Source organism: Flavobacterium sp. DW-iso2, assembly GCF_058725285.1.
This window is the reverse complement of sequence record NZ_JBZXDY010000013.1, coordinates 1-23,479: the sequence shown is the minus strand read 5'-3', so window position 1 is coordinate 23,479 and position 23,479 is coordinate 1. Positions and strand designations below refer to the sequence as shown.

At 34.5% G+C, this 23,479-nt stretch carries 20 protein-coding genes and 1 pseudogene; 4 read left to right on the top strand and 17 right to left on the bottom strand.

Translation table 11 applies throughout. The features are described from left to right. Positions 1-83: 83 nt before the first annotated feature. Positions 84-1,382, top strand: coding sequence for a tyrosine--tRNA ligase (gene tyrS / locus AC4PRO_RS10410; protein ID WP_492117297.1), 1,299 nt, complete (start codon positions 84-86; stop codon positions 1,380-1,382). A 44-nt stretch (positions 1,383-1,426) separates the two neighbouring features. On the opposite strand, the gene AC4PRO_RS10405 is transcribed toward tyrS, so the two are convergent. The 12 genes from AC4PRO_RS10405 to AC4PRO_RS10350 all read right to left on the bottom strand — a co-directional run bounded on the left by AC4PRO_RS10405 (position 1,427) and on the right by AC4PRO_RS10350 (position 15,969). Further along, complete coding sequence (locus AC4PRO_RS10405) at positions 1,427-2,407, bottom strand: LuxE/PaaK family acyltransferase (protein WP_074720819.1); 981 nt, start codon at positions 2,405-2,407, stop codon at positions 1,427-1,429. Between the two features lie 124 nt (positions 2,408-2,531). Further along, a complete protein-coding gene (locus AC4PRO_RS10400; protein ID WP_074720821.1) occupies positions 2,532-2,870 on the bottom strand; it encodes a T9SS type A sorting domain-containing protein in 339 nt (112 codons plus the stop codon). A gap of 108 nt (positions 2,871-2,978) precedes the next feature. Beyond that, complete coding sequence (locus AC4PRO_RS10395) at positions 2,979-4,190, bottom strand: beta-helix domain-containing protein (protein WP_492117296.1); 1,212 nt, start codon at positions 4,188-4,190, stop codon at positions 2,979-2,981. 311 nt (positions 4,191-4,501) lie between these two features. Then, the gene (locus AC4PRO_RS10390) at positions 4,502-4,666 is read right to left on the bottom strand and encodes a fibronectin type III-like domain-contianing protein (RefSeq protein WP_245744839.1); all 165 of its coding nucleotides are present in this window, start codon (positions 4,664-4,666) and stop codon (positions 4,502-4,504) included. 360 nt (positions 4,667-5,026) lie between these two features. Continuing rightward, positions 5,027-5,890 (bottom strand): c-type cytochrome, encoded by an 864-nt coding sequence (locus AC4PRO_RS10385; protein ID WP_492117295.1) that lies wholly within the window; start codon positions 5,888-5,890, stop codon positions 5,027-5,029. A gap of 158 nt (positions 5,891-6,048) precedes the next feature. Continuing rightward, the gene (locus AC4PRO_RS10380; protein WP_492117294.1) at positions 6,049-8,316 is read right to left on the bottom strand and encodes a glycoside hydrolase family 3 N-terminal domain-containing protein; all 2,268 of its coding nucleotides are present in this window, start codon (positions 8,314-8,316) and stop codon (positions 6,049-6,051) included. A 319-nt stretch (positions 8,317-8,635) separates the two neighbouring features. Continuing rightward, on the bottom strand, positions 8,636-8,998 hold the full coding sequence (locus AC4PRO_RS10375; RefSeq protein ID WP_074720829.1) for a nuclear transport factor 2 family protein: 363 nt from the start codon (positions 8,996-8,998) through the stop codon (positions 8,636-8,638). Between the two features lie 80 nt (positions 8,999-9,078). Then, positions 9,079-9,987: a pseudouridine synthase gene (locus tag AC4PRO_RS10370; protein ID WP_074720831.1), complete on the bottom strand. Its 909-nt coding sequence runs from the start codon at positions 9,985-9,987 to the stop codon at positions 9,079-9,081. A 249-nt stretch (positions 9,988-10,236) separates the two neighbouring features. Next, complete coding sequence (locus tag AC4PRO_RS10365; protein ID WP_492117293.1) at positions 10,237-11,193, bottom strand: geranylgeranylglycerol-phosphate geranylgeranyltransferase; 957 nt, start codon at positions 11,191-11,193, stop codon at positions 10,237-10,239. Between the two features lie 72 nt (positions 11,194-11,265). After that, a complete protein-coding gene (locus AC4PRO_RS10360) occupies positions 11,266-12,204 on the bottom strand; it encodes a mevalonate kinase family protein (protein ID WP_492117292.1) in 939 nt (312 codons plus the stop codon). Between the two features lie 58 nt (positions 12,205-12,262). Next, positions 12,263-13,369 carry a diphosphomevalonate decarboxylase gene (locus tag AC4PRO_RS10355; protein WP_492117291.1) on the bottom strand — a complete coding sequence of 369 codons (1,107 nt, stop codon included), beginning with the start codon at positions 13,367-13,369 and terminating at the stop codon, positions 12,263-12,265. Positions 13,370-13,569: 200 nt separating this feature from the next. Beyond that, on the bottom strand, positions 13,570-15,969 hold the full coding sequence (locus AC4PRO_RS10350; RefSeq protein ID WP_492117290.1) for an outer membrane beta-barrel protein: 2,400 nt from the start codon (positions 15,967-15,969) through the stop codon (positions 13,570-13,572). A 203-nt stretch (positions 15,970-16,172) separates the two neighbouring features. Between AC4PRO_RS10350 and AC4PRO_RS10345 the strand changes: the two genes are divergently transcribed. From AC4PRO_RS10345 to AC4PRO_RS10335, 3 genes are all read left to right on the top strand, one after another. After that, on the top strand, positions 16,173-17,225 hold the full coding sequence (locus tag AC4PRO_RS10345; RefSeq protein ID WP_492117289.1) for a sensor histidine kinase: 1,053 nt from the start codon (positions 16,173-16,175) through the stop codon (positions 17,223-17,225). After that, a complete protein-coding gene (locus AC4PRO_RS10340) occupies positions 17,222-17,935 on the top strand; it encodes a LytR/AlgR family response regulator transcription factor (protein WP_492117288.1) in 714 nt (237 codons plus the stop codon). The genes AC4PRO_RS10345 and AC4PRO_RS10340 overlap by 4 nt, the downstream gene beginning before the upstream one ends. Positions 17,936-18,009: 74 nt before the next feature. Further along, positions 18,010-18,486 carry a TspO/MBR family protein gene (locus tag AC4PRO_RS10335; protein ID WP_492117287.1) on the top strand — a complete coding sequence of 159 codons (477 nt, stop codon included), beginning with the start codon at positions 18,010-18,012 and terminating at the stop codon, positions 18,484-18,486. A gap of 31 nt (positions 18,487-18,517) precedes the next feature. Here the strand turns inward: AC4PRO_RS10335 and AC4PRO_RS10330 are convergent, their stop codons facing one another. The 5 genes and pseudogenes from AC4PRO_RS10330 to AC4PRO_RS10310 all read right to left on the bottom strand — a co-directional run. Beyond that, the gene (locus AC4PRO_RS10330) at positions 18,518-19,261 is read right to left on the bottom strand and encodes a BamP family beta-assembly machinery protein (protein ID WP_492117286.1); all 744 of its coding nucleotides are present in this window, start codon (positions 19,259-19,261) and stop codon (positions 18,518-18,520) included. Positions 19,262-19,324: 63 nt separating this feature from the next. Continuing rightward, positions 19,325-20,053 (bottom strand): BamP family beta-assembly machinery protein, encoded by a 729-nt coding sequence (locus tag AC4PRO_RS10325; protein WP_492117285.1) that lies wholly within the window; start codon positions 20,051-20,053, stop codon positions 19,325-19,327. A gap of 179 nt (positions 20,054-20,232) precedes the next feature. Further along, positions 20,233-21,441, bottom strand: coding sequence for a BaiN/RdsA family NAD(P)/FAD-dependent oxidoreductase (locus tag AC4PRO_RS10320; protein ID WP_091089078.1), 1,209 nt, complete (start codon positions 21,439-21,441; stop codon positions 20,233-20,235). Further along, the gene (locus AC4PRO_RS10315; RefSeq protein WP_091089075.1) at positions 21,438-22,115 is read right to left on the bottom strand and encodes a glycerophosphodiester phosphodiesterase; all 678 of its coding nucleotides are present in this window, start codon (positions 22,113-22,115) and stop codon (positions 21,438-21,440) included. Before AC4PRO_RS10315 ends, AC4PRO_RS10320 begins: the two co-directional genes overlap by 4 nt. An 85-nt stretch (positions 22,116-22,200) precedes the next feature. Further along, positions 22,201-23,406 (bottom strand): annotated as a pseudogene (locus AC4PRO_RS10310) (flotillin family protein); the annotation flags it as partial. Between the last annotated feature and the right edge of the window lie 73 nt (positions 23,407-23,479).

Sequence of the window (23,479 nt, the reverse complement as noted above, 5' to 3'; positions counted from 1 at the left end):
TAATTAGATTGTTGGATTTTTAGACCGATTGATTTTCAAATTATCCAATTAAAACTATCTTTGTGGAAATTGATTTTTAGAAAATGAAAAATATTATTTCCGAATTGCAGTGGCGCGGATTGGTTCACGACATTATGCCAGGAACCGAAGAACAACTTTTAAAAGAAATGACCACTACTTATATAGGGTTTGATCCTACCTCTGATTCTTTGCATATTGGGAGTTTAGTTCCTATCGTCCTTTTGGTACACTTAAAAAACTTTGGGCATAGACCCATTGCTTTGGTAGGTGGTGCGACAGGAATGATTGGTGACCCCTCTGGAAAGTCAGATGAAAGAAACCTTCTCGATGAAGCGACTTTAAATCATAATGTAGAAGGAATAAAAGGGGTATTGTCTCGTTTCTTAGATTTTAATTCAGATGCTGTAAATGCACCAGTTTTAGTGAATAATTACGACTGGATGAAAGAGTTGTCTTTCGTCAACTTTGCTCGTGATGTGGGTAAACGTATCACCGTAAATTATATGATGGCTAAGGATTCTGTAAAGAAAAGATTAGCAGGTGAAGGAGAAGGAATGTCGTTTACAGAGTTTACATACCAATTAATTCAAGGATACGATTTTTATCATTTACATAAAGAATACAACTGTTTGTTGCAAATGGGTGGTTCAGACCAATGGGGAAATATCACTACTGGAACTGAATTAGTGCGTCGTATGAATATAGGGGAAGAGGCAAAAGCGTACGCAATGACTTGTCCCTTGATTACAAAAGCGGATGGTTCTAAATTTGGTAAATCCGAAGGTGGGAATGTTTGGTTAACTGCTGATAAAACATCTGTGTACAAGTTTTACCAGTTTTGGTTAAATACGACCGATGTTGATGCGGAAAAGTACATCAAGATTTTTACTTTTTTAGATAAAGATACAATTGAAGCTTTAATCGAAGAACATAAAACAGCACCACATTTAAGAGTGTTGCAACGCAAATTAGCCGAAGAGTTAACAGTTTTTGTTCATTCGAAAGAAGAATTAGAAAAAGCTATCAAGGCTTCTAACATCCTTTTTGGAAATGCTACAGCCGATGATTTGAAAGAACTAGATGAAGCGACTTTCTTAGAAGTATTTGATGGTGTTCCTCAAGCGGAAATTCCTAGAGCAGAAATGGAATCTGGAATTGAGGTTATTGCCCTTTTGAATGAAAAAACAGGATTTTTTAAGTCAAATGGAGAAGCAAGACGTGCGTTGACAGCAAATTCTATTTCGATTAATAAAGAAAAGGTAAGTGAAGATTTTGTTCTTTCTTCTAAAGATTTAATCAACGATCAATTTGTATTATTGCAAAGTGGGAAGAAGAATTATTTTGTGGTAAGAATAGTTTAATTATAAATCTGGTTAACTGTTCAATAAATAACCGAATTTATTTTTTAAAGCACCATAAGGTTGCAGCCTCGGATATCAGAATTATCAAAACGTCCCAATACCTCGAAAGAGTTGTTGGGATTTTTTTTGCCCAGATCTTGCGTGGCAATAAAAGAACAGGAATTAATGTTAGCCAAATCAATTACGTTTATTCCACCTGTTTTTCCTTGCGGAATATAGGTCAGCGCATCTTCAGTATCACGAATGAGGATTTGTATCCAAGCAGGGCACTCAAACACACCTTCTCCTAAGGAATAGGCTTGAGAAAGTAATTCTGTCATTCCATATTCAGAATGAATCGCTGTCACGCCAAAGCCTCGACAAAGCTGCTGATGCAGTTCTTCCCTAATCATTTCTTTTCGTCTGCCTTTCATACCGCCTGTTTCCATTATGATGGTGTTTTGCAATTGAAATTGATGTTTTTCAATTAGATCCAATAAAGCAAAAGTGACTCCGATAAGAATAACATTTTGGCCAGACTGGTCTAATGCAGTTAATTTCTTTATTAGTTCATCATGATTGTGCAAATAAAAACCACTTTCGTCATGATTGGATAGCGCGATTAGATCTTCGACCATATAAATCAAGGAGGATCCTTCTCTTTCCAGATAAGAAGGTAGTAAGGCTAAAACTACATAGTCTTCGATGTTTCCGTAAAACTGAGAAAATCCTAAGCGGTAGCTTTCTTCATAAATAGAAGTGTCTGTTACCAGATGTTTGCTCGTTATCGTTCCGGTCGTTCCGCTGCTGGTAAATGTGTTTTGAACTGGGTTAGTATTCGAAACCACCGCATGACTTTTGAAAAACTGAATGGGTAAAAATGGAATTTGTTGCAATGCCTTCACTTTCTGAGGCTCTACTTTCATGAGATCACAAAATTCTCGGTAGACCAAGTTGTTTTCGTGTTGGTAACGAAATACTTTTAAGGCAATTTTTTCAAATTGCTTTTGACTCGAAATGGCAAATATATCAGTAGCTGTAATCAAGAATTTTTTTTACAAAGGTATAAATTTTAATAGCTCTTTTAGCTATTAAAAGACATTCCGATTTGAATTAAAAAAAGCCCCAATTGAAGTTGGAGCTATTTAAGTTATTTTTCGAACGTAATTTTTACCTGATAATAAGTTTTCTGGTAGCCGTTGCGTTTTCTTCATTAATCTTTATAATATAAACACCAGGGGTAAGACTGGAGACATTTAGTTCTTTTGAATTTATTAATGTTTGAAGTACTTTTTTGCCTAAAAGATCAAAAATGATTATTTCTTTATTGGAATCATTTTTTGTAGAAACATACACCTTTCCATTAGTCACAGGGTTCGGATAGAGATTCAAGCCTTCAATTAAGGAGGATTCCTGTAGTTTTGTTTGTTGCTTTGCATCTTGAGCACTAAGGCTCACAGAAAAGAAAAAAACCAATAAGGTTGCAATATAAAAGTAATTTTTTGCCATAGCTTTATTTTGTTTAGTAAATATACAAAAAAAATCAAATACTATACCAAAATAAAAACACCCTTCTTTAAAAGGGTGTTTTGGGTATATTTTATGATATGCTTTTGATTAGAATCCAACAGACCAACCAGTAGCCCATGCAGGCATTCCAGCTCCGTTTCCAGCTCCAGTAGAAGTACCTTCTGAAGTTACGATTGCAGAAACGTTAGTAGATAATCCACTTGTCGCAGGTGCAACAGCATTTAATTTTCCTTTAGTTTTCACAGTAACGTCAGTAGTAAAGTTAACGTTTACTGCTTTTAATGCAGTAGGAATAAATGCAATAGTTTCGTCATTTTCAACATTGAAACCTACAGCCCATCCACTAAAGAATAAGTTTGTAAAGATCCCTTTAGTTCCTCTTCTTAATTTCATGGCATCATTTTCTAACCATGTTCCAGTTGTTGGTGCGCTTCCAGGTCCTACTAGCGTTAAGTTAGTGATAGAAGGGTTAGCAATTGGAGTATTAGCATATCCTAATTCAAAGTTATCCGCTTCAATTCCTCTGTTTCCTTTTTCGAAATCTAATTTACCGTACCAATTAGTGTTAGTTCCAGACCATCCTTCAGTCCAGTCAAATTGGTCATCTTCGTTTCCTATAGAAATCAAGTTAGAAGTATTTACAGTTCCTCCGAAGAATTCAACTCCGTCATCAGCTCCGTGGAAAAATTCTACGTAATCAATTGTAGTTCCTGAACCAACTCCAAATAATGAAAGTCCGTTAAATTCTTTTTCACTGTTAAAAGCAGCTCCAGCATACTCAATTCTTAAGTATTTGATTGATCCAGAATTGTCAGCAGATGCAGTTCCACCGTAAGCTAAGTCAGCAACTTCAGATTGAGCAGTTCCTGCACCACCAGTTATACGGTTGATAGGTGCTTTACCACAAATTACTAATCCACCCCAGTCACCAGCGGCTTTTGTAGCTAATCCGCTTGTCATTACAACAGGTTTAGCAGCAGTACCTTCTACATTTAATTTTCCACCTTGGGCAATTGCAATGTAAGAAGCTGTTCCGCCTGTTCCTTGAATAATCGTTCCAGCTGGGATTGTCAATGTAGCTCCACTGTTTACTTGAATTTTCCCAGTTAATTTATACGTTTTAGTAGCGTCTAGAGTAACTTCACCATCATCGATATTTCCTTGAAAGTTGGTCGCATCTGCAGTAAAAGTAGATGAAGGAGGTGTCGTTGGTGCTGGGTTGTCATTAGAAGAACAGCTAGTGATTAAACCTGCGGTTAATGTTAAAATACCAAATAATTTTACAGTTGATTTTTTCATGATTTTTTAATAAAATTTTTATTTATTTTCTGGTACAAAGATGCGCTAAGTACTTTTTTTTGATGTTATCTAAACATGAATGTTTGTTTACTAAAAAGCTATTTCAACATCAATTTAATGTTAACTTGGTTTTTTCTATATGGATTTTGTACTCAAAAGACACTTGCAATACTCTTTCTACTTATTGATTAACAGTGCTTAGGGCCTAAAAAAAAGGAAGACATCTGTTTTTTAGACAGCTTCCTTTTTTATCGGTAAACGTATTTAATGAAAATTTACTGTAACAAAAATTATTTGGTGAGATTTCCAATTTAGATTTTAAAAGTTCCTTCTTCGGCTACCCATTTTAGATCACTTCCTACAAACTGCAGGTCTTTTTGATTTAGTATAAAAGTGACTCTTTTACTTTCTCCTGAGTTTAAACTTATTTTTTCAAATCTTTTTAATGCTTTTACTTCTGGTGTAATACTTGCCACTTTGTCTGATAAATAAAGTAATACGGATTCTTTTCCAGTTACTTTTCCTATGTTTTATAGCAACATTTATCGTCACGGAGTCAGTATTACTAATTTCAAATATGTCAATAGTTAGATTGGAATACCCAAAAGTAGTATATGATAAACCTGTTTCAAATTCAAATTGAACAGCATTATTTTGTTCTTAGTCTGCTGATCTCTCAATATATTTTCTACTGAGTTTGTATATCTAGGGTAGTTGTAAGGCAGTCTTTTTACTTGGATTTACGGAACCATGAAGAATATCAGCTAAAATAGGTAAGGTTTTTTAATCGAGCAGTTTTTTCCATGTTTCAATAGTGCTATTTATTTTAGCTCTTTTTATAGCTTGTGGTTTGCCATATATTCTAAATAATAGACAATTTCATCTATCTCTTTATTATTTAGGTTTGCTGGTGTGGGCATTTTCACTCTGTCCCTAAAGGAAGCTGGATTCTTTATAAAGGCCTTTAGTTGGTTTGTATCCCAATACTCGGTTATGCTTTTAGGGTAATTTAATTCCGGCCCCATATTTCCGCCAATTTTATTGATGGCATGACAAGTGACGCAGTTTTTGTTAAATAATTCAAAGCCAACTTGAGCTTTTGTATCGTGTTTTGGGAATAGTAATACTATGTTTTGACTGTTAGGAATGAGGTGTATTTTTATGAGGTTATACGGCCATTTAAGATCAGTATCTTTTGTGGAAACGCCTTGATAAACTAAGTAAAATGGAGCCGCTTTCATTTCGTGCCCGTCTTTAATGATTTTTGACCATAATTCGCCTTTTGGTGCATCCGCGTCCCTGACCGCAAGAAAGGATTTTACGGCAATAAATTTTTCTAAAGACATCATCGGTTTGTAACCGTCTTCGCATTCAAAGATAATTTGGTATTTGTTAGCTTCTAGATTTTTGATCGCAGTATGGGTTTCCAGTAATTTTGATAAAGAAAGTGCTTCGTACCTTTTAGTACTGTGGTATACGGGGTCATCGTACACTGTTATCAAAGTTGTATTTTTTAGGTTGCCCTGCTTTTGCAGCGCCACTAAGTCAATGCTCAATGAGTCATTAGCAAATGTTGTATTCTCGCTTTTTGTAGTAGTCTTAACATCTGTTGTGTTTTGAGTCTTTTTGTGGCAACTCAGAGTGAGAAATAATGCAAAGACCACTATTTTGTATCGAAATTGTCCCATTATTTTTATCATTGTTAATTGGCTATTGCTAATGTACTTAAATAAAAGGAATGTTTTAAAAAAAGTGGTTCTGTTAACTTTTGATGATTTAGATGTGTTTTCTGTTTACAACAAATCAAACTTCCCGATTGGGAAGCTTGTTTTTATCGTTAGTTATATTTAATGAAAAATTACTGTAACAAAAATTCTTTGGTAAGGTCTGAAATTTGGATTTTAAATGTTCCTTTTTCAGAAATCCATTTCAAGTCATTGTTTACAAACTGCAGGTCTTTTTGATTTAGTATAAATGTAACTATTTTACTGTCTCCTGGTTTTAAACTTATTTTTTCAAATCTTTTTAATGTTTTTACTTCGGGTGTAATACTTGCCACTTTGTCTGATAAATAAAGTAATACGGATTCTTTTCCAGTTAATTTTCCAGTGTTTTTTACTTCAACAGTAATCGTCACGGATTCAGTATTGTTAATTTTAGATTTGTCAATAGTTAGATTTGAATACTCAAAAGTAGTGTAAGATAAACCTGTTCCAAATTCAAACTGAGGAGAATAACTTCTTTGATATTGAGCATCATTATTCTGCTCTTCATCTCCTAAACTCTCCGTGTATTTTCGATTGTATTTTTCTAATGAATTGGGGTATCTAGGGTAGTTGTAAGGCAGTCTTCCGCTTGGATTCACGTCGCCGTAAAGAATATCAGCTAATGCTCTTGCTCCCTCATTACCGGGCAAATAACATTGAATTACAGCACTCATTTTGTCTTCAAAATCACTTATTAGTCTTGGTCTTCCTTCATTTAAAACTAAAATGATTGGTTTGTTTAATTTTGATAAAGCTAAAGCTAGTTTTATTTGTGATGAACTCAGGTATAAATTACTGATGTCTCCTGGCGTTTCGGTATAGTTTTTTTCTCCCAAACATAAGATTATTTTTGAGGCGTCTTTAGCTAGTTCTACTGCTTTTTGAATGGCAGCGTCATCTTCTTTTTCAAGATTAGCACCTTCTGTGTAAAGAGCATTTGCTTTACCTACTTTGTTTTGAATTGCTTCTAGAATGGTAAATTTATCCGCTGCATAAGTATCTGAGTTTTCTCCTTGCCAATTGTATGACCAACCTCCATTTAGGTATTTCATGCTATTAGCTGCTGGCCCCGTTACTAGTATTTTTTCACTTTTGTCTAAAGGCAAAATAGCATTTGAATTTTTTAGTAATGTAATGGATTCTGCTGCTGCATTATAGGCAACATCGATGAATTCCTGTGAGCCAAATTTTGGATAGTCTTTCAAATCAGCGATGTTGTTTTGAAATAAATTCACTTCAAATTTCATTTTTAAGATTCTTGAAACGGCATCGTCAATTCGAGACATTGGTACTTCGCCTTTAGTAACCAAATCTAGTAAATCGGTATAAAAAGAATAATCTTCAGGAACCATACTCATATCAATGCCTGCCATTACGGATATTCTTACAGCATCCCTATTGTTTTCGGCAACTTTATGTCTTGTATATAGATATATAATATCTTTCCAATCAGTCACAACAACGCCTTGAAATCCGAGTTCGGTTTTTAGAATATCTGTTATTAAATGTTTGCTGGCATGAACAGGAGTCCCGTTTATTTCTCCAGAACTAATCATTATACTTTTTGACCCTGCTTGGATTGCTGCTTGGTAAATCGTTAAATCAAACTGTCTTAAAACGCGTTCTGGAATAATACTTGGTGTTCTGTCTTTCCCCGTTGTAGTGCTTCCATAACCTATAAAATGTTTCATGCAAGAGGCAACGTGATATTTTGAACCAACGTCATTTCCTTCAAAACCTTCGACCATTGCAGCTCCCATTTGTGAAGATAAATAAGCATCTTCACCAAAAGACTCCCACATTCTCGACCAAGCCGGATTTCTGGGCAGATCTAAGTCTGGGGAAAAAACCCATGGAATAGAGGAGGCTCTTGTTTCGTAAGCTGAAATTTCTGATCCTCTTTTTGCTATTGCAGTATTAAAAGTGGCTGCAATTCCTATTTGCTGCGGGAATAATGTTGCGCCTGCTGTGTAGCTTGATCCATGAATCGCATCAATTCCATAAAGTACAGGGATTTTTAATCGCGTTTTATTGGTTTCGTTATTTATTATTGTGATTACTTCTTTCCATCTCTGAATTGTTGGTGCGCCAGGATTAGGGACGTTTAACATGGACCCAATATGATAGTTTTGAATAGCTTCTTTTAATTTGGCCATGTCAAAAACACCTGGCTTTCCTTTCTCTTCAAAATTTGTTACCGTCATTTGTGTCATTTGACCAACTTTCTCTTCAAGCGTCATTTTAGACAGTAATTCCGATACTTTTAGGTTAATCTCTATTTCTTGAACGTTGCTTTCTTGACTCCATAAAAAATTAGATGACAAGAGAATAGTAAATAATAATACAATGGTTTTTTTCATTTTTGGATCGGTGTTTTGGTTGCTTCATTATCATTTAAAAAAAGGTTGTCAAGCATTAGATTTTTAAACAATCGATTTTAAATGTATAATTATTTTTAAACAGAGCAATTTTTAGTACCCTGATTTCATTGATTTTATATAGGTGTAACGTTTTCGTTCCGCTAAAGTGTTCAGAAATTTAACTTCATTTTCGGTCATAAGTATGAGTAATGAGTAGTTTGCAAACAAAAAAAAGTCCCATTCGGTTCAAACCGAATGGGACTTTGGTAATGTGCCTCTCTCAATTCTATTAAATATGGGAAAGAAATACGCTGTAATTTTAGCCGTGATATACTCTTGAAGCAACAATTTTGTCTTCTCTTATGTCTAATACTTCAGCAACAAGCATTTCGTCTTCTCCGTCTACTGTTCTTATGTATTCCATAAAAACGCGATCTCCATTTGCGGTAAGCGACGTCACTTTATAGTTTAAGCTAGGGAATCGCTCAAATGCATCCTGCCACCATTCGCGTAAAGCTTCCTTCCCTTTTACTAGACCATTTGTTTCGGGCTTGTGGATTTTTAATTTTGGACTAAAATGTTCGGCATCGTCATCGTAAAGAGACAACAACTTTTCTAATTCTTTATTATTAAAGGTTTCAAACCATTTAAAAGCGATTGATTGTAATTTTTCTGGCGTCATAGCTGTGTAGGTTTAAAGTAAAAAAAATCCCATTTCGTTTGTCACGAAAGGGATTTTAATGTAATAATGTCAATGAAATATTATACGTTCTTCAAGTTGATGATTTCTTGATCAGTAAGCAATCTCCAGTTTCCTCTTGGTAAGTTTTTCTTAGTCAAACCTGCAAACGAAACTCTATCAATTCTTAAAACATCATAACTAAAATGTTCAAAAATAGAACGAACTACTTTTACATTTGATGATCTTAGTTTCAATCCTATTTCGCTTTTAGCTTCTCCATCAATATAGCTAATGTCTTCTACAAAAACGCGGTGTCCGTCAAGAGTTAACCCTTTGTTGATTTTTTCTAAATCTTCAAATTTTAGGTTTTTGTCTAAAGATACGTGATATATTTTAGATGATTTTTGGCTTGGCAAAGTAAATTTACGCAACATGTCTGTATCGTTTGTAAACAATAAAAGACCAGTTGTGTTCTTATCCATTCTTCCTACAGCTCCAATTTTGGCAGTTGTAGACCCTTTTACTAATTCTAAAACATTACGAAATTCTTGACCTTCGTCAAAAGCTGTCGTGAAATTTTTAGGTTTGTTTAATAAAATGTAAACTTTTTTCTCTGGAGTCAAAAGCACTCCGTCAAAATTTACGATATCTCCTGGTTTTACCATGTATCCCATTTCAATAACAGGAATTCCATTTACTTTTACGTTTCCAGATTGAATGTAAATATCCGCATCACGACGGGAGCAAGCACCAGAATTGGCGATATATTTATTCAAACGAATTTCGTCTTTAACTTTAGGTCTCTTAGGTGCCTGATTCGGTTTTTTTTCAACCTTGTCAGAAACTACTTCTGCAACTTTAGTGTTTATTTTTACTTTTTTTGGCCCTTGTGCCCTTTTTTGCATCGCAGGTTTTGGCTTATTAGAGCTAGGTCTAGAACTCGTTGGTCTAGCACCGCTTTTTTTATTATTGCCTTCCTTATTATTCATAATATTCCATAATTTGTGCAAAGATAGTATTTATATTATTGCTAATCGATATATGGCAATTATAAAACGGTAACTATCTAATTTATAAGTTTTTATTTTGTTTTCTTGGAGCTGTTTAGCTACGCTGAATCTTCGATGTCCCGCTTTCCACTGTATCTTTTATCTCGTTTTTACAGCGAGATAAAAGGACGCCGTTTCAATCTAGGCTAGCAAAACAGAAAAATCAGGTTTTACCAGAATGAAATTCGCCTAAATATTCAATAGGAGTTTTTTTCCACTCCATAATACGGATGGATTAATCAGAACAATGCAAAAGACACCGGAGACAATTAAGAATTTAAGTACGTTGTGAAGTAACAGATACTGTTCCTTTTTAGTGGATTTCCACAAATAAAGGACAAAGAAAATTAAGATAATCAAACAGGCGTAGAAATAAATATCCATATACCCAACATCATAAATTTCAATCAGCACATACACTGGAAAGATGGTCAGCGCACTTAAAGCCGTAATGATTTTTTTAGAAAGCATTTCGCCATAGACAATCGGAATCGTTTTATAATCATTAGCCAAGTCACCTTTTATATTCTCTAAATCTTTGATCATTTCTCGTATGAGAATCAAAAGGGTAAGAAAGCTGGCATGTGCAAAAATAACAGCAAAATGGCCTTTGTAGTTTTCGATTTCTTCAAAAGAAAGGTTGTTGTAGTAATGCAATAATATTGCAAAAAAGGGGATAACAGCCAGTAAAGCAGCAGTTAGATTTCCTATTACTGGATATCTCTTTATTTTATGGGAGTAAAACCAAATCAAGAAAATATACGCTGAAAAGAATAAGAAAGCGCGCCATGATATAAAAAGCGCCATTATGGCTACAATGAAATTTAGCGAAAAGTACACGTTTAGTTTTGTTTTTTGGCTGACGAGTCGATCCAGCATGGACTTGTTAGGACGATTGATCAGATCTTTTCGGCTGTCGTAAAAATTATTGATGATATAGCCTGAAGCAATGGTTAACGAGGAGGCAAAAACAAGAATGAACAAGTTGAAGTCGAGTAGGACAGCTAGCGCTCTTTTTTCAGGAGCTAGAATAAAAATGGCCGAAAGATATTGTGCCAAAATAATAACAGGAATGTTATATCCTCTTACGACAGAGAATAAACTGATGATCTTCATTATTAAAAGCTTCTGCTTTCTGCTTAACATGGTACTTTTTTAAAAGATTAAAGCTTAAAAACACAAGGGATTTTAAGCTTTAAATTTATTTTATATTGCTGATTAGAACTGGTACACCACTTCTAATTTATAGTCTTTCAAGGAAAGTTTAGCGCGTTCTAAATCTTCGGTAAAACCTAAGATATAGCCACCTCCGCCAGAACCACATAATTTTAAATAGTAATCATTAGTGTCAATGCCTTTTTGCCATATAGCATGAAATTGTTCCGGAATCATCGGTTTGAAATTATTCAAAACAACGCTTGATAATTTTTTAGTATTCATAAACAATGCTTTCATGTCTCCGCCAAGGAAGTTTTCTACACAAGCATCAGTATATTTTACAAACTGATTTTTTAACATCGTACGGAAGCCTTTGTCTTTCAGGTTTTCCATGAAGATACTAACCATAGGGGCAGTTTCTCCAACAATTCCAGAATCTAACAAAAAGACAGCGCCTTTTCCATCCAAAATTTGATTTGGAATGCCAGTCGCTTCAATGTTATCTTTAGAATTGATTAAAATGGGTATACTCAAATAGCTGTTTAAAGGATCTAATCCAGAGCTTTTTCCGTGAAAAAAGCTTTCCATTTGAGAGAATATATTTTTTAATTGCAATAATTTCTCGCGAGTCAAATTCTCAAGGACAGTAATTTTGTTCTGTGCATATTTGTCATAGATAGCTGCTACGAGAGCGCCACTACTTCCTACGCCATATCCTTGAGGAATACTGGAATCAAAATACATTCCAGTTTCAATATCGCTTTTTAGCTCAGCTAAATCAAAAGTAACCAACTCTGATTGCTCATTCTGCAATGTTTCAAGATAATCGGCAAAACGTTTCAAACTTGCATTAGATGCAATCGCTTGAGGTGATGGGTCTTCATCTCTTTTCAATGCACCATTATAAAAATTATAAGGAATAGACAGCCCTTTCGAGTCACGAATAATTCCGTATTCTCCAAAGAGTAATATTTTTGAGTAAAATAAAGGTCCTTTCATTGATTTGATTGCTAGGTTATTGCTTAAAAATAGATTTGGTACGTAAAGATAGTAATTATTAAACTAATCGAATAGCTCCATTTCCAATTTCGTCACAAATGTACTGCCCATTTTGGCAAAAGCCAACTAATTCGTCCTTAATAAATTGTAAAACGGAACCGCTAACGTTTTCGGGATACAAAACATGGACATTTGCTCCAGCATCAAGTGTAAAACATACTGGAATTTTAGTGTCATTCCGGAATTTCCAAATCGCATTAATAATTTGTAAGGTATTTGGTTTCATTAAAATGAAATACGGCATCGAAGTCATCATCATCGAATGTAAAGTCAACGCTTCACTTTCGACTACTTTAATAAATTCTTCTAAATTCCCACTTTCAAAAATGGCAGTCAGTTTGTCCAGGTTTTCATGCGCTTGCTCAAATCGTCTTTCGGCATACGGATGGGCATGCATCAAATCATGACCTACAGTGCTCGAAACTTGTTTTTCTCCTTTGTCTACTAATAGAATAGTATCTTGGAAATTCTTGAAATTGTCGTGAATGGCATTTGGAAATTCGACTCCGTATAAATCAGAGCTTCCTTCAATATTAGCTTGATTTCCCCAAACTACTACTTGTCCTTTTACGCTACGGCAAGCACTACCAGAACCCAAACGGGCGAGTAAGGATGCTTTTTGGTAAAAGTAAGCGTCAGTCATTTCAGGATTCAACGCTTTTTCGATGCTCATTAAGTTCATCGCTAAAGCCGCCATTCCAGATGCCGAAGATGCAATACCTGAACTATGCGGGAACGTATTTTCTGTATCAATAGTAAAATGATAGTCTTTCAAGAAAGGTAGGTAGATTTCAATTCGCTCTAAAAACTTTTGGATTTTCGGTTTGAAATCTTCTTTTGGTTTTCCTTCGAAAAGCAAATCAAAAGAGAATTTTCCATTTATTACAGTGAGCGGAGTCGAACTGTCTTTTTTGGCGAAAGCCAGTTTAGTAATAGTCTTACAATTGTTCAAGGTAAAACTCACTGATGGATTCGCCGGAATTTGATTGTCCTTTTTTCCCCAATATTTCACCAAAGCGATATTGCTAGGAGCGCTCCACTGGAACTCGCCACTTTCTATATTATGAGAATAAGCTTTTGGGATAAAATCGTTTGTTGTCAACATGAAATATAAAATTTACGCAAAGATACTTTTTTTTTGACCGCAGATTCGAAGATTTTATTTCAAATTATGTAGCAATTGGGTATACTAAAGTTGGGGATAAACTCCTTTTTTTACACACGCAGTTTTAATTCTTCTAAATAGACCAAAATTCAATCAATTTCACTTTAAATAAGTAGAACCAAGAGTTTATTAATTAAAAACTATAATCTGTTTTGTTCCTCATTAAGGTCAGCGTCTTTTACTTCTTTCTTTTTTGCAGTACCAAAATTGTAGGTAAGTGATAGCGTTATTTTTCTAGTCTCCCAACGGTTTATCCAGTTGGTAGTTACATTGTCTTGTTGGGTGCTTTGGATCCATTGGCTTTTTTTCAATACGTTTTGTGCACTAAGATTCATTCGTATTTTTTTGTCAAAAAAGTCTTTTTTCATGCTAAATGACATGTCGTAAGATGGTTTGAATGTTGTATTCCCGTAGTCACCATTCTGGCTATAAAAGCTATTCCAGGTAGCACTCCAGTCTTTCGCTAGGGTAAAAGATTGATTTAAAGCTCCAGAGTAGGAGACGCCACTATTGTTGAATTTGTAACCTTCTAAGTTAGATGTTGCTTGTCCATAAGCAACTTCTGTATTTAATTGTACTTCCCACCATTTTTTGAGAGACCAATTAGTATTTAAGGATAATCCAATGCTTTTCGATTTTCCAATATTATCGTAAAATAGAGTGGTGATTTTCGTGTCTTGATCGTAATCGATAATTTGATACATTTCGTCTTTCGAAAAATTAGCAAATAAAGATACCGATGTTTTTTGCTTTTTAATCCAAACTAATTCAAAGGCATCCGTAAACTGTGGAGTCAAATCTGGATTCCCTACTGAAACATTGTAAGTGTCGATGTATTCATAGTATGGATTTAAGTATAAATAACGTGGTCTTTGAATGCGACGGCTATATGAAAATTTGAATTGATTGCTTTCAAAATTTCCATTAACGCTGAAAGACGGAAAGAGAGACAAATAATGATCCTTGTTTGTACTATTTGAGGTTAATGATGTAGCATCATAATTAATATATTCCGCTCGTAATCCTGTTTGAATATCAAACTTTCCTTTCGTGAAATTCGTAATTCCGTAACCTGATACAATTGACTCTTTGTAGATTAAGGTATTACTTCTGTTAGTATTCAAAACATAATTGCCTTGATCGTCTTTGTCTTTCAAAACAATAGTATACTCATTATTTACATAGCTCATTTTAACACCTGTTTCGAAGTTGAATGTAGTAGTGAGTTTTTTCTCGAAGTCTACTTTAGCACTAAGAATGTTAAAGTTGGTTGGGTTTTGGTATTTTACAGCTTCTGTATTTCTATACATTTCATTTGTATTAGCATTAAAATAAGCGTTAGAAGTAAGGCGATCGCTGTCGTTTTGATAATTAGCGTAGCTTAGTTGAGCATCTATTTTAGTGTCGAGACTATCAGAAGCGAAGTTGTAAAATAAAGTACTCGTTAAAGTTGTGTTTAGGATGTCGTCTTGGGTATCTAAGATCGTAAATCTTTTATAAACGGCATTGTCAAATTCTTCAGTACGACCATTTGTTTTTTCGTCACTTTTGTAAATACTGTAATTTGTAGAGGCACCAATGGTAGTGTTTTTATTCAATTGGTGTGCCGATCCAAAATTTCCCGAGTAACTGTTGGTAACAGGTAACCAGTCGTTTTTTTGTTTTAACGTAGTTGTAAGAGATGGTGTAGCCACAGTTTGATCAATCGTGCGACGATTTACGCTCTCATTATAACCATAGTTTAAACCAAATTTTAAATTCCATTTTTCGGTATTGTTGTACAGGTTGAGGCCATTATAATTTTTGATAAATTCAGCATATCCAATAGAGGATCGTACATTCCCAGTTAATCCATTGGCAGCTGACTTTTTTAGAACAATGTTAAAGATACCTGCGCTTCCTGCTGCATCATATTTGGCTGATGGATTAGCGATAATCTCCACGGCTTTTATGTTTGCACCGTCTAGTGTTTTTAGATATTGCTTCAATTCTTCACCAGTCAGCAACGATGGTTTACCATCAATCATGATTTGAAGATTGGCATTGCCTCTGAAAACTACATTTTCGTCTTTGTCTAATTGTACACCAGGTAATTTACTTAGGGTTTCAAGACCATCGTTTCCGTTACCAAAACCTGCTTTCTCAATATCTACAATCATTTTGTCTCGACTTAATTTGATGAGACTTTTATTTTGCATAATGACTACCTCATTTAGTGCTAGGACATCTTCTTCTAATTCAAAATTTTGATTTAAGTTGCCATTTGTTGGTATAAACGTTTTTGATCGAAAGGTTTTGTAGCCTATTATTTCAATTTGGACAAAAAAAGCTACATTAGTGACGTGAATATCGTAGGCTCCCTTTTCATCAGTTGTAGTTGATTTAACAAACGATTTTGTATTGGCGTCAAAAATTGAAACGGTTGCAAAGGCGATTTTTTCTTTATTGTTTTTTGATTTAATTGTTCCAGAAAGCTTGCTGCTTTGTGCAAGAAGTACATTCATGCTGAAGAATAATAAGATGGAGATAGTGGTTTTCATGTTGTATGGTTTTGTTGGTAGCAAATGTACTTTAGAGAATAGACGCCCGAATTCAGTTTACACCAGTGGGAATTTCTACTACATGAAATCCTAAAAATATATTTAGATATGATTTTTATCGAAAAAAAAAGCTTTGGTACATTGAATTGGGCTGTTGGTGTAAAAAAAAGAATAGATCGCTCGATAATGTTTAATTTCATCCTATGGAAATAAATAAAAAACAAGGATACTTTCACTTAATCTTGGTACTAATAATAGTATTGATGGATCTCTTTTCGGATTATGTGTATGGTGGCGAACAAAAGTTGCTTGCTAATTTTCAACTGCCTCTAAATTTTAATAGAATCATTATTTATGTGGCAACCTTTACTACCTATGCTATTAATTTTTATGTGGTGTGTCCCTTAACGTTAAGGAAAAAGCATTATTTGCGTTTTGCTATAGGAGTTGTACTTTTAGTTGTGGTTTTTGGTCGTGTTCGCTACTTGTTCGAAGAGGTGATTTTATATCATTTTACCGGTCAACACAATTATTTCGAAGAATCAAGGAAGTTTCTATTTTATACTTTTGACAATTCGTATTTTGCCGTAAAAGGTATTTTGTACAGTACTTTGGTTTATTTTTTCTTTGAGTTTGCCAGTAATCAAAATAGAATCCACAAACTAGAATTAGATTATAATAAAGCAGAGCTTAGCCTGCTCAAGTCACAGTTAGAGCCGCATTTTTTATTCAACACGCTCAATGCATTCTATACTGATTTGATTGATGAGCAACCTAAAATTGCCAAAGACATTCTTCGTTTGTGTCAGCTATTACGGTATGTAACCTATGAGGCTGGAACTGAATTTATGCCTCTTTCCAAAGAAATAAATTTTATTGAAGATTACATTTACCTGCACCGAAAAAGATTTGAAGACACCTTATTTTTAGAGTATAATGTAGCGGGAGTTATAGGAGAACAGCCTTTGCCTTCGTTAGTCTTTATACATTTTGTCGAAAACATTTTTAAACATGGAGTTGTTACCAATAGTGCATTTCCAGCTAAAATTAGTATTATTGTTGCCGAAGAATTTATCAGTATGGAAACGTCTAATTTGATTTCGGTTTCTGAACAATATACCGCAAGCGGAATAGGAAAAGAAAATTTAGAACGAAGATTGAGTGCCATTTTCAAGAACGAATATGAATTGCGGTACGAACAATCAGAGGATGTGTTCAGCACTTTTCTAAAACTACCAATCCAATCAAAAAGATGAAAGTATTAAAATGCCTTATCGTCGACGACGAACCACCAGCTATCCGACTTTTAGAAAAATATGTTAGCAAAGTTCCCTTTTTAGAATTGATTGCAACGACAACCAGATCGTTAGAAGCACTTTCAAAAATAGAAGAAGGAAATATTGATCTGGTTTTCATGGATGTCCAAATGCCAGATTTAACGGGTTTGCAATTATCTAAGATTGTAAAAGGAAAAACAAATATCATTTTCACGACTGCTTATCCACAATTTGCTTTGCAAAGTTACGAAGTGGACGCGATAGATTATTTACTAAAACCATTTGAATTTGAACGCTTTTATGAAGCAGTTTTAAAGGTGAAGAATACTTTTCAAGCCGAGGTAAAGGACATTCCAAAAGAGGTAAATGACTTTATTTTCATTAAGACAGACGGTAAAAATAATTTTGAAAAAGTGTATGTAAATGACATCTGTTACATCGAAGGTTTGAAAAATTATGTTGCCATCCATTTAAAAGACAAGCAAGTAATCACCAATAATACCTTGAAGAGTATTGAGGACTTTTTGCCTACTTCTGAATTTGTAAAAACACATAAATCTTTTCTCGTGTCGCTGCGACATATAACAAAAACAGACTCTTTGAGTGTTTATATTAATGGTAAAAGCATTCCCATCGGTGATACTTATAAAAAAGAGCTTTTTGAAATTATTCAAAAAAGGAAATTATAATCAGGCACTTGGTATCGTTTCTTAGAATTATACCCTAGTTTTGATTAATTTTGAATCCTCAAACAAATTATAAAATGAATAAGCTTACCAAAATACTTACTGTTGTTGTTACCTGTCTTGCGATTGGTTATTTTTCCGGGAATTCGACTCGTTCGGCCATTGTAGATTGGTACCCAACATTGATAAAGCCAAGTTTCAACCCTCCAAATTGGATTTTTGCGCCAGTGTGGAGTATGCTATATATAATGATGGGAATTGCTGCGGGACTCGTTTGGGATCGTATCGATTTTGAAAAAGAAATAGTAAAAAAAGCCCTTATTGTTTTTGCAATACAATTGGCGTTAAATGCTTTATGGTCGTATTTGTTTTTTGGTTTGCACAACCCCATGTTAGCAGGATTAGAAATTATTGTTTTATGGTTGATGATTTATGAAACCTACCTTCAGTTTTCTAAAATTAATAAAATCGCTGGTTATTTATTCATACCGTATTTGGCTTGGGTAAGTTTTGCGATGGTGTTGAATGCAAGTATTTGGTGGTTGAATAAATAGTAAATAGGTTCTAAACCGCTAAAAAAATAAATTAGTTTTTTGAAGTAGCTATCTTTTTAAACTCCGCATTTTTGGCGAATAAGAAATCCATTGTACTAAGCGTATTATTGTTTGATGCAACTGTTTTTGATTTGGGATCTGCTTCACAAAACTGAAGAAAAAGCTCTATTTCATTAGGGTGTAGTTTTAAGGTTTCAAGATAGAATCTTTGATCATAGCTGTTTTTTGCTATTGTAGTAAATGCAGTTTCTGGAATCTCTTTTTCGACGTCCTTCTTTTCTTTTTTAAGTAGACCAGCAAGAAGCCCTCCGATTCGAATTAAATTCAATCCTTTATTAATATTTAAATCGTCAATCATTGGCGGTTTTAAAATTTTATCAGCTCTTTCTGCCGTAATTTCATCTCTTTTTATTTGTTCAACTGCGACCCCAGCTGTTAATGTAGTCGCTTGAATATTTGTGATAACAACTTCCTCTAGCTCTTCTGCGTTTAGTTCTAATTCCACGATTGTTACCTTATTTTTAAGTGTTTCAGGGGTAATTGTTATTTTTTTAAGTTCGTGTTCTTTTGATACAAATACAAGAATATCATTTGTGTTTCCGGCGATTGAAAAATTACCATTTACATCTGAGACTGTAAGTGTTTTTGAGGTAGCGTTGATGACTTCGATTTTAGGAATGGAATAATTTTTAAATACGACTTTTCCTTTTATTATTTGCGAGAAGCTAGAAAGAGAAGCTAGAAAGAGAAGAATGCTGAGTAGTTTTAGTTTCATTTTGGCAGTGATAAGTTTTGCACTTCATTTGATCTATAAATAGATTTTAGTTGTAATAAAAAATCACAATTTTTTAAATGCTATATTTTTTTCGAACAAAAAATCCATTGTACTCAGTGTATTGTTGTTTGCTGCAACTATTTTTGATTTGGGATCTGCTTCACAAAACTGAAGAAAGAGCTCTATTTCATCAGCTTGTAGTTTTAAGGTTTCCAGATAGAATTTTTGGTCATAGCTATTTTTTGCTATTGTTGAAAATTCAATTTCAGGAAGCGCTTTTTTGACTTCTTCTTTTTCTTTTACGAACAGACTAACAATCATACCGCCAATTCGCATAAGATCCATTCCGTTTTCAATAGTTCCAGTGTAAACACCAAGTACTTTTGAAGCGCTTGCGTTTTTTTCTATGACATATTGATCAAGCTTTTTTTGCTCCCACTTTTCATCTTTGCTTATTTTTATAGATGGCATATTGGTAATAAGAACTTCGTTTAATTCTTCTGCTTTTAGAATTAGCTCAACGTCTAATTCATCATTAGTGAATAGCTTAGGATTTAGTATAAGTTTTTTTACCTGATGTTCTTTAGATACAAATACAAGCGCGTCATTTGTTTTTGCAATAATTGAAAACTCCCCATTTGCATCAGTAACTGTAAGTGCTTTTGTGTTAGCATTGATGACTTCGACTTTAGGAATTGCATAATTATTACACACAACCTTCCCTTTAATTGCTTGTGAGAAGCTAACTTGGGAAGTGAATAAAATTAGTGTACTGAGTAGTTTTACTTTCATAGGTTTCGAATCTAATAACTTGATAGTAAAATTATTAGATTCGTCTTAATGAAAACTTATTAAATATGTAAATTCTTGTTAATTGATTGCTTTATGGGAGTGTAGAAAAGAATGTAGCTACTACACTTATCTGTAAGTTTTATTTCCATAAGCTGGGACTGAATATTGAACAATGATCACTAAATCCCATTCGCCAATATAAACCCACTAGTCCAAGCATTCTGGAAATTAAACCCACCAGTTATCGCATCGATATTCACAATTTCCCCAGCAAAATAAAGGTTTTCGTGTAGCTTACTTTCCATGGTTTTAAAATTGATTTCTTTTAAATCAATTCCGCCCGCGGTTACAAACTCTTCTTTAAAGGTACTTTTTCCATTTACTTGAAAAGTCCCATTTGTCAACTGATTCGATAGATTTTGTAATTGCACTTTGGATAAATCAGCCCACTTGGTTTCGGCTTCAATTCCGGAGGCAAGTACCAGACTTTCCCACAAACGGTTTGGGAAATCAAAATGTGATTTCTTAGAAACTGCTTTTTTGGCGTGTTCCTGTTTTAAGTCTTTTAGTATTTTTTCGGCTTCAGTGGATTCAACATCATTCAACCAATTTACAAATATGGTAAACTGATAGTTTTTGTCATGCAAGATTCTTGCTCCCCAAGCTGATAATTTTAAAACAGCGGGACCGCTCATTCCCCAATGCGTAATTAATAATGGACCTGTGGAAGTCAGTTTAGTGTCTTTTACTTTCACGGTAACTTGTGCCGCCACACCAGGTAATTCCTTTATGCGAGAATCTTTAATGTTGAAGGTAAATAGGGAAGGGACTGGACTTACAATTGCGTGGCCATAGGTCTGTAGCATTTCCCAAATTTTAGGGTTGCTTCCAGTTGCTAATATTAATTTTTCAGCGATATAGTTTTCGTTTTGGGTTTCTATTTTCCAAAGAGCCTCTTTCTTAAAAATAGATTGCACGCTTTGTCCTGTTAAGACTTCAATTCCTAATTTTTGAGTTGCAGTAAGGAAACATTCGATAATAGTTTGCGATGAATTAGAAACGGGAAACATACGTCCGTCGTCTTCAATTTTAAGCTCAACTCCATGTTTCTCAAACCATTCTATGGTATCTCCAGAACAAAATTGATGGAAAGGACCACGAAGTTCTTTTTCTCCACGCGGGTAATATTTCACTAGTTCATTGGGTTCAAAACAAGCATGGGTAACGTTGCAGCGTCCTCCACCTGAAATGCGGACCTTTTGGAGTACTTCGGCGCCACGTTCCAGGATGGCTACTTTTAATTTGGGGTTTTTCTCTACAATATTGATTGCAGTAAAAAAACCTGCTGCTCCACCACCTACTATTATTATGTCAAAATTTTGGTTCATATTCTATCTGGAAAATCGCTGATGATTCCGTTTACGTTAAATGATTTTATTTTTTTTATGTCTTCGGGCTCGTTAACCGTCCAAGGGAAAACTTCGAATCCTTTTTCCTGTAATTGTGCCGTATTTTCGGCGGTCAACAGATGATGATAAGGATGAATTGATTTGGCCTGAATAAATTTGGCGAAAGCCACAGCCAGATCTAAATCCGTTTCAGTTAGTACACCAATGCGTATCTCCCAATTCAAGAGAGCAACTTGTTGCAAGGCCGTCCAATCAAAACTGGAAACTACGAATTGGCTGTAATTCCAATTTTTTTCTGCAATGAATTTTTCGATTAAATCAACTACTTTATCTGCAGTGTCGTAGCTTTTCAATTCAATATTAACATCACAGCGTTGATCGATAAGGTTTAATACTTCGGTTAAAGTCGGGATGCATTGGCTCTTTTCAATCTGGAATCGCTTCAGTTCTGGAAGTGAGAATTGGTTTACGGCCCCTTTTCCATTAGTAGTTCGGTCAATGGTCTCGTCATGTATGACCATTATTTCACCATCTGAACTTAAATGTACATCCAATTCAATTCGATCGACATGTAGGTCAATTGCTTTTTGGAAACCAATAAGGGTATTCTCCGGTTCATAACCTCTAGCGCCACGATGACCTATTTTTAGCATTGGATTGATTTTTTACAAAGGTAACATAAATAAAAAACCCCAAATACAAATTGATGCATTTGGGGTTTCTAAATTAAAAAAGAAATTATTTTTGCTCTTCAGTAGGTGGGTTGATTTCATTTGAAGTAGCGGATTTAGCTTCTTCAGGTTTGTCATCGCCTTTTAAATAGGTTGGCAAGTTTAATCCAGCCATATTGAATAGGTCATTTAAAGGAGGAACGGTTTTCATCATACCAGCAACAAAGTTTGCAGTTGAACCTGCTCCGTTATCTCCGTTATTTCCAGAATCCCAAACGGTAATTTTATCAATTTTGATGTTTTTAACCGCTTCTACTTGAGTTCTAACTAATTCAGGTAGTTTTTCAATTAATAATAATTGGAAGGCTTTTGTTGGGTCTCCTCCGGCAGCACTTACCACTTCACGATACCCTTCAGCTTGTTTGGTCAAAATTTCATATAAACCTTTTGCTTCCGCTTCCATTTTTGCAAAGATGGCATCAGCCTCCCCTTTTGCTAATTCTCTTGTTTTTTCAGCTTCTGCTTGGGCATCAATAATTGCTTTTTGTTTTGCGATTTGAGCAGGGATAACGACATTGGCATTTTGTGTAGAACGTTCTCTTTCGGCACGAGCGTCCTCTGCTTTTTGCTCCGCTACATAAGACTCTTCTAATGCTTTTGCACTTTGTACTTTTTCAGATGCTAAAGCAGTTCTCAATGCTTCTGCTTCACGCTCACGACGAGTTGCTTCTGATTGTGCAATGGCAATTCTAGCTTCATTTTCCCCTTTAATTGCAACCGCATTGGCTTCCGATGTTTTTACACGAGTATCTCTTTGAGCTTCTGCTTTACCAATACTTTCATCTTTAAAAGCAGCAGCGATACTTACTTCTCTATCTTTATTAGTAATTGCAATTTTTACATCGCGATCTCTATGAGTTTCGGCAATTTGAACGTCTTTCTCACGATCAGCCATTGCTTTTCCTGTTTCTCCAATTTTTTCTTGTTCGGCAACTGAAATTTTTGCTTCGTTTATTGCTTTTGCAGCAGCTTCTTTTCCTAAAGCTTCAATGTATCCAGATTCATCTTTGATATCCGTAACGTTAACGTTGATTAATTTTAAACCAATTTTCTTTAATTCAGAATCAACATTTTTCGAAATATTTTCTAAGAATTTATCTCTATCAGAGTTAATTTCTTCAATGGTCATTGTTGCAATAACTAAACGCAACTGACCAAATAGAATATCCTTTGCTAGCTCTTGAATTTGCTCAGGAAGTAAGCCTAATAAACGTCAGTCTGTGAAAAAACCTCCGTTTAATTCTATCAAATATAAACAAATAATCTAATTATTAGACAGAAAAGTT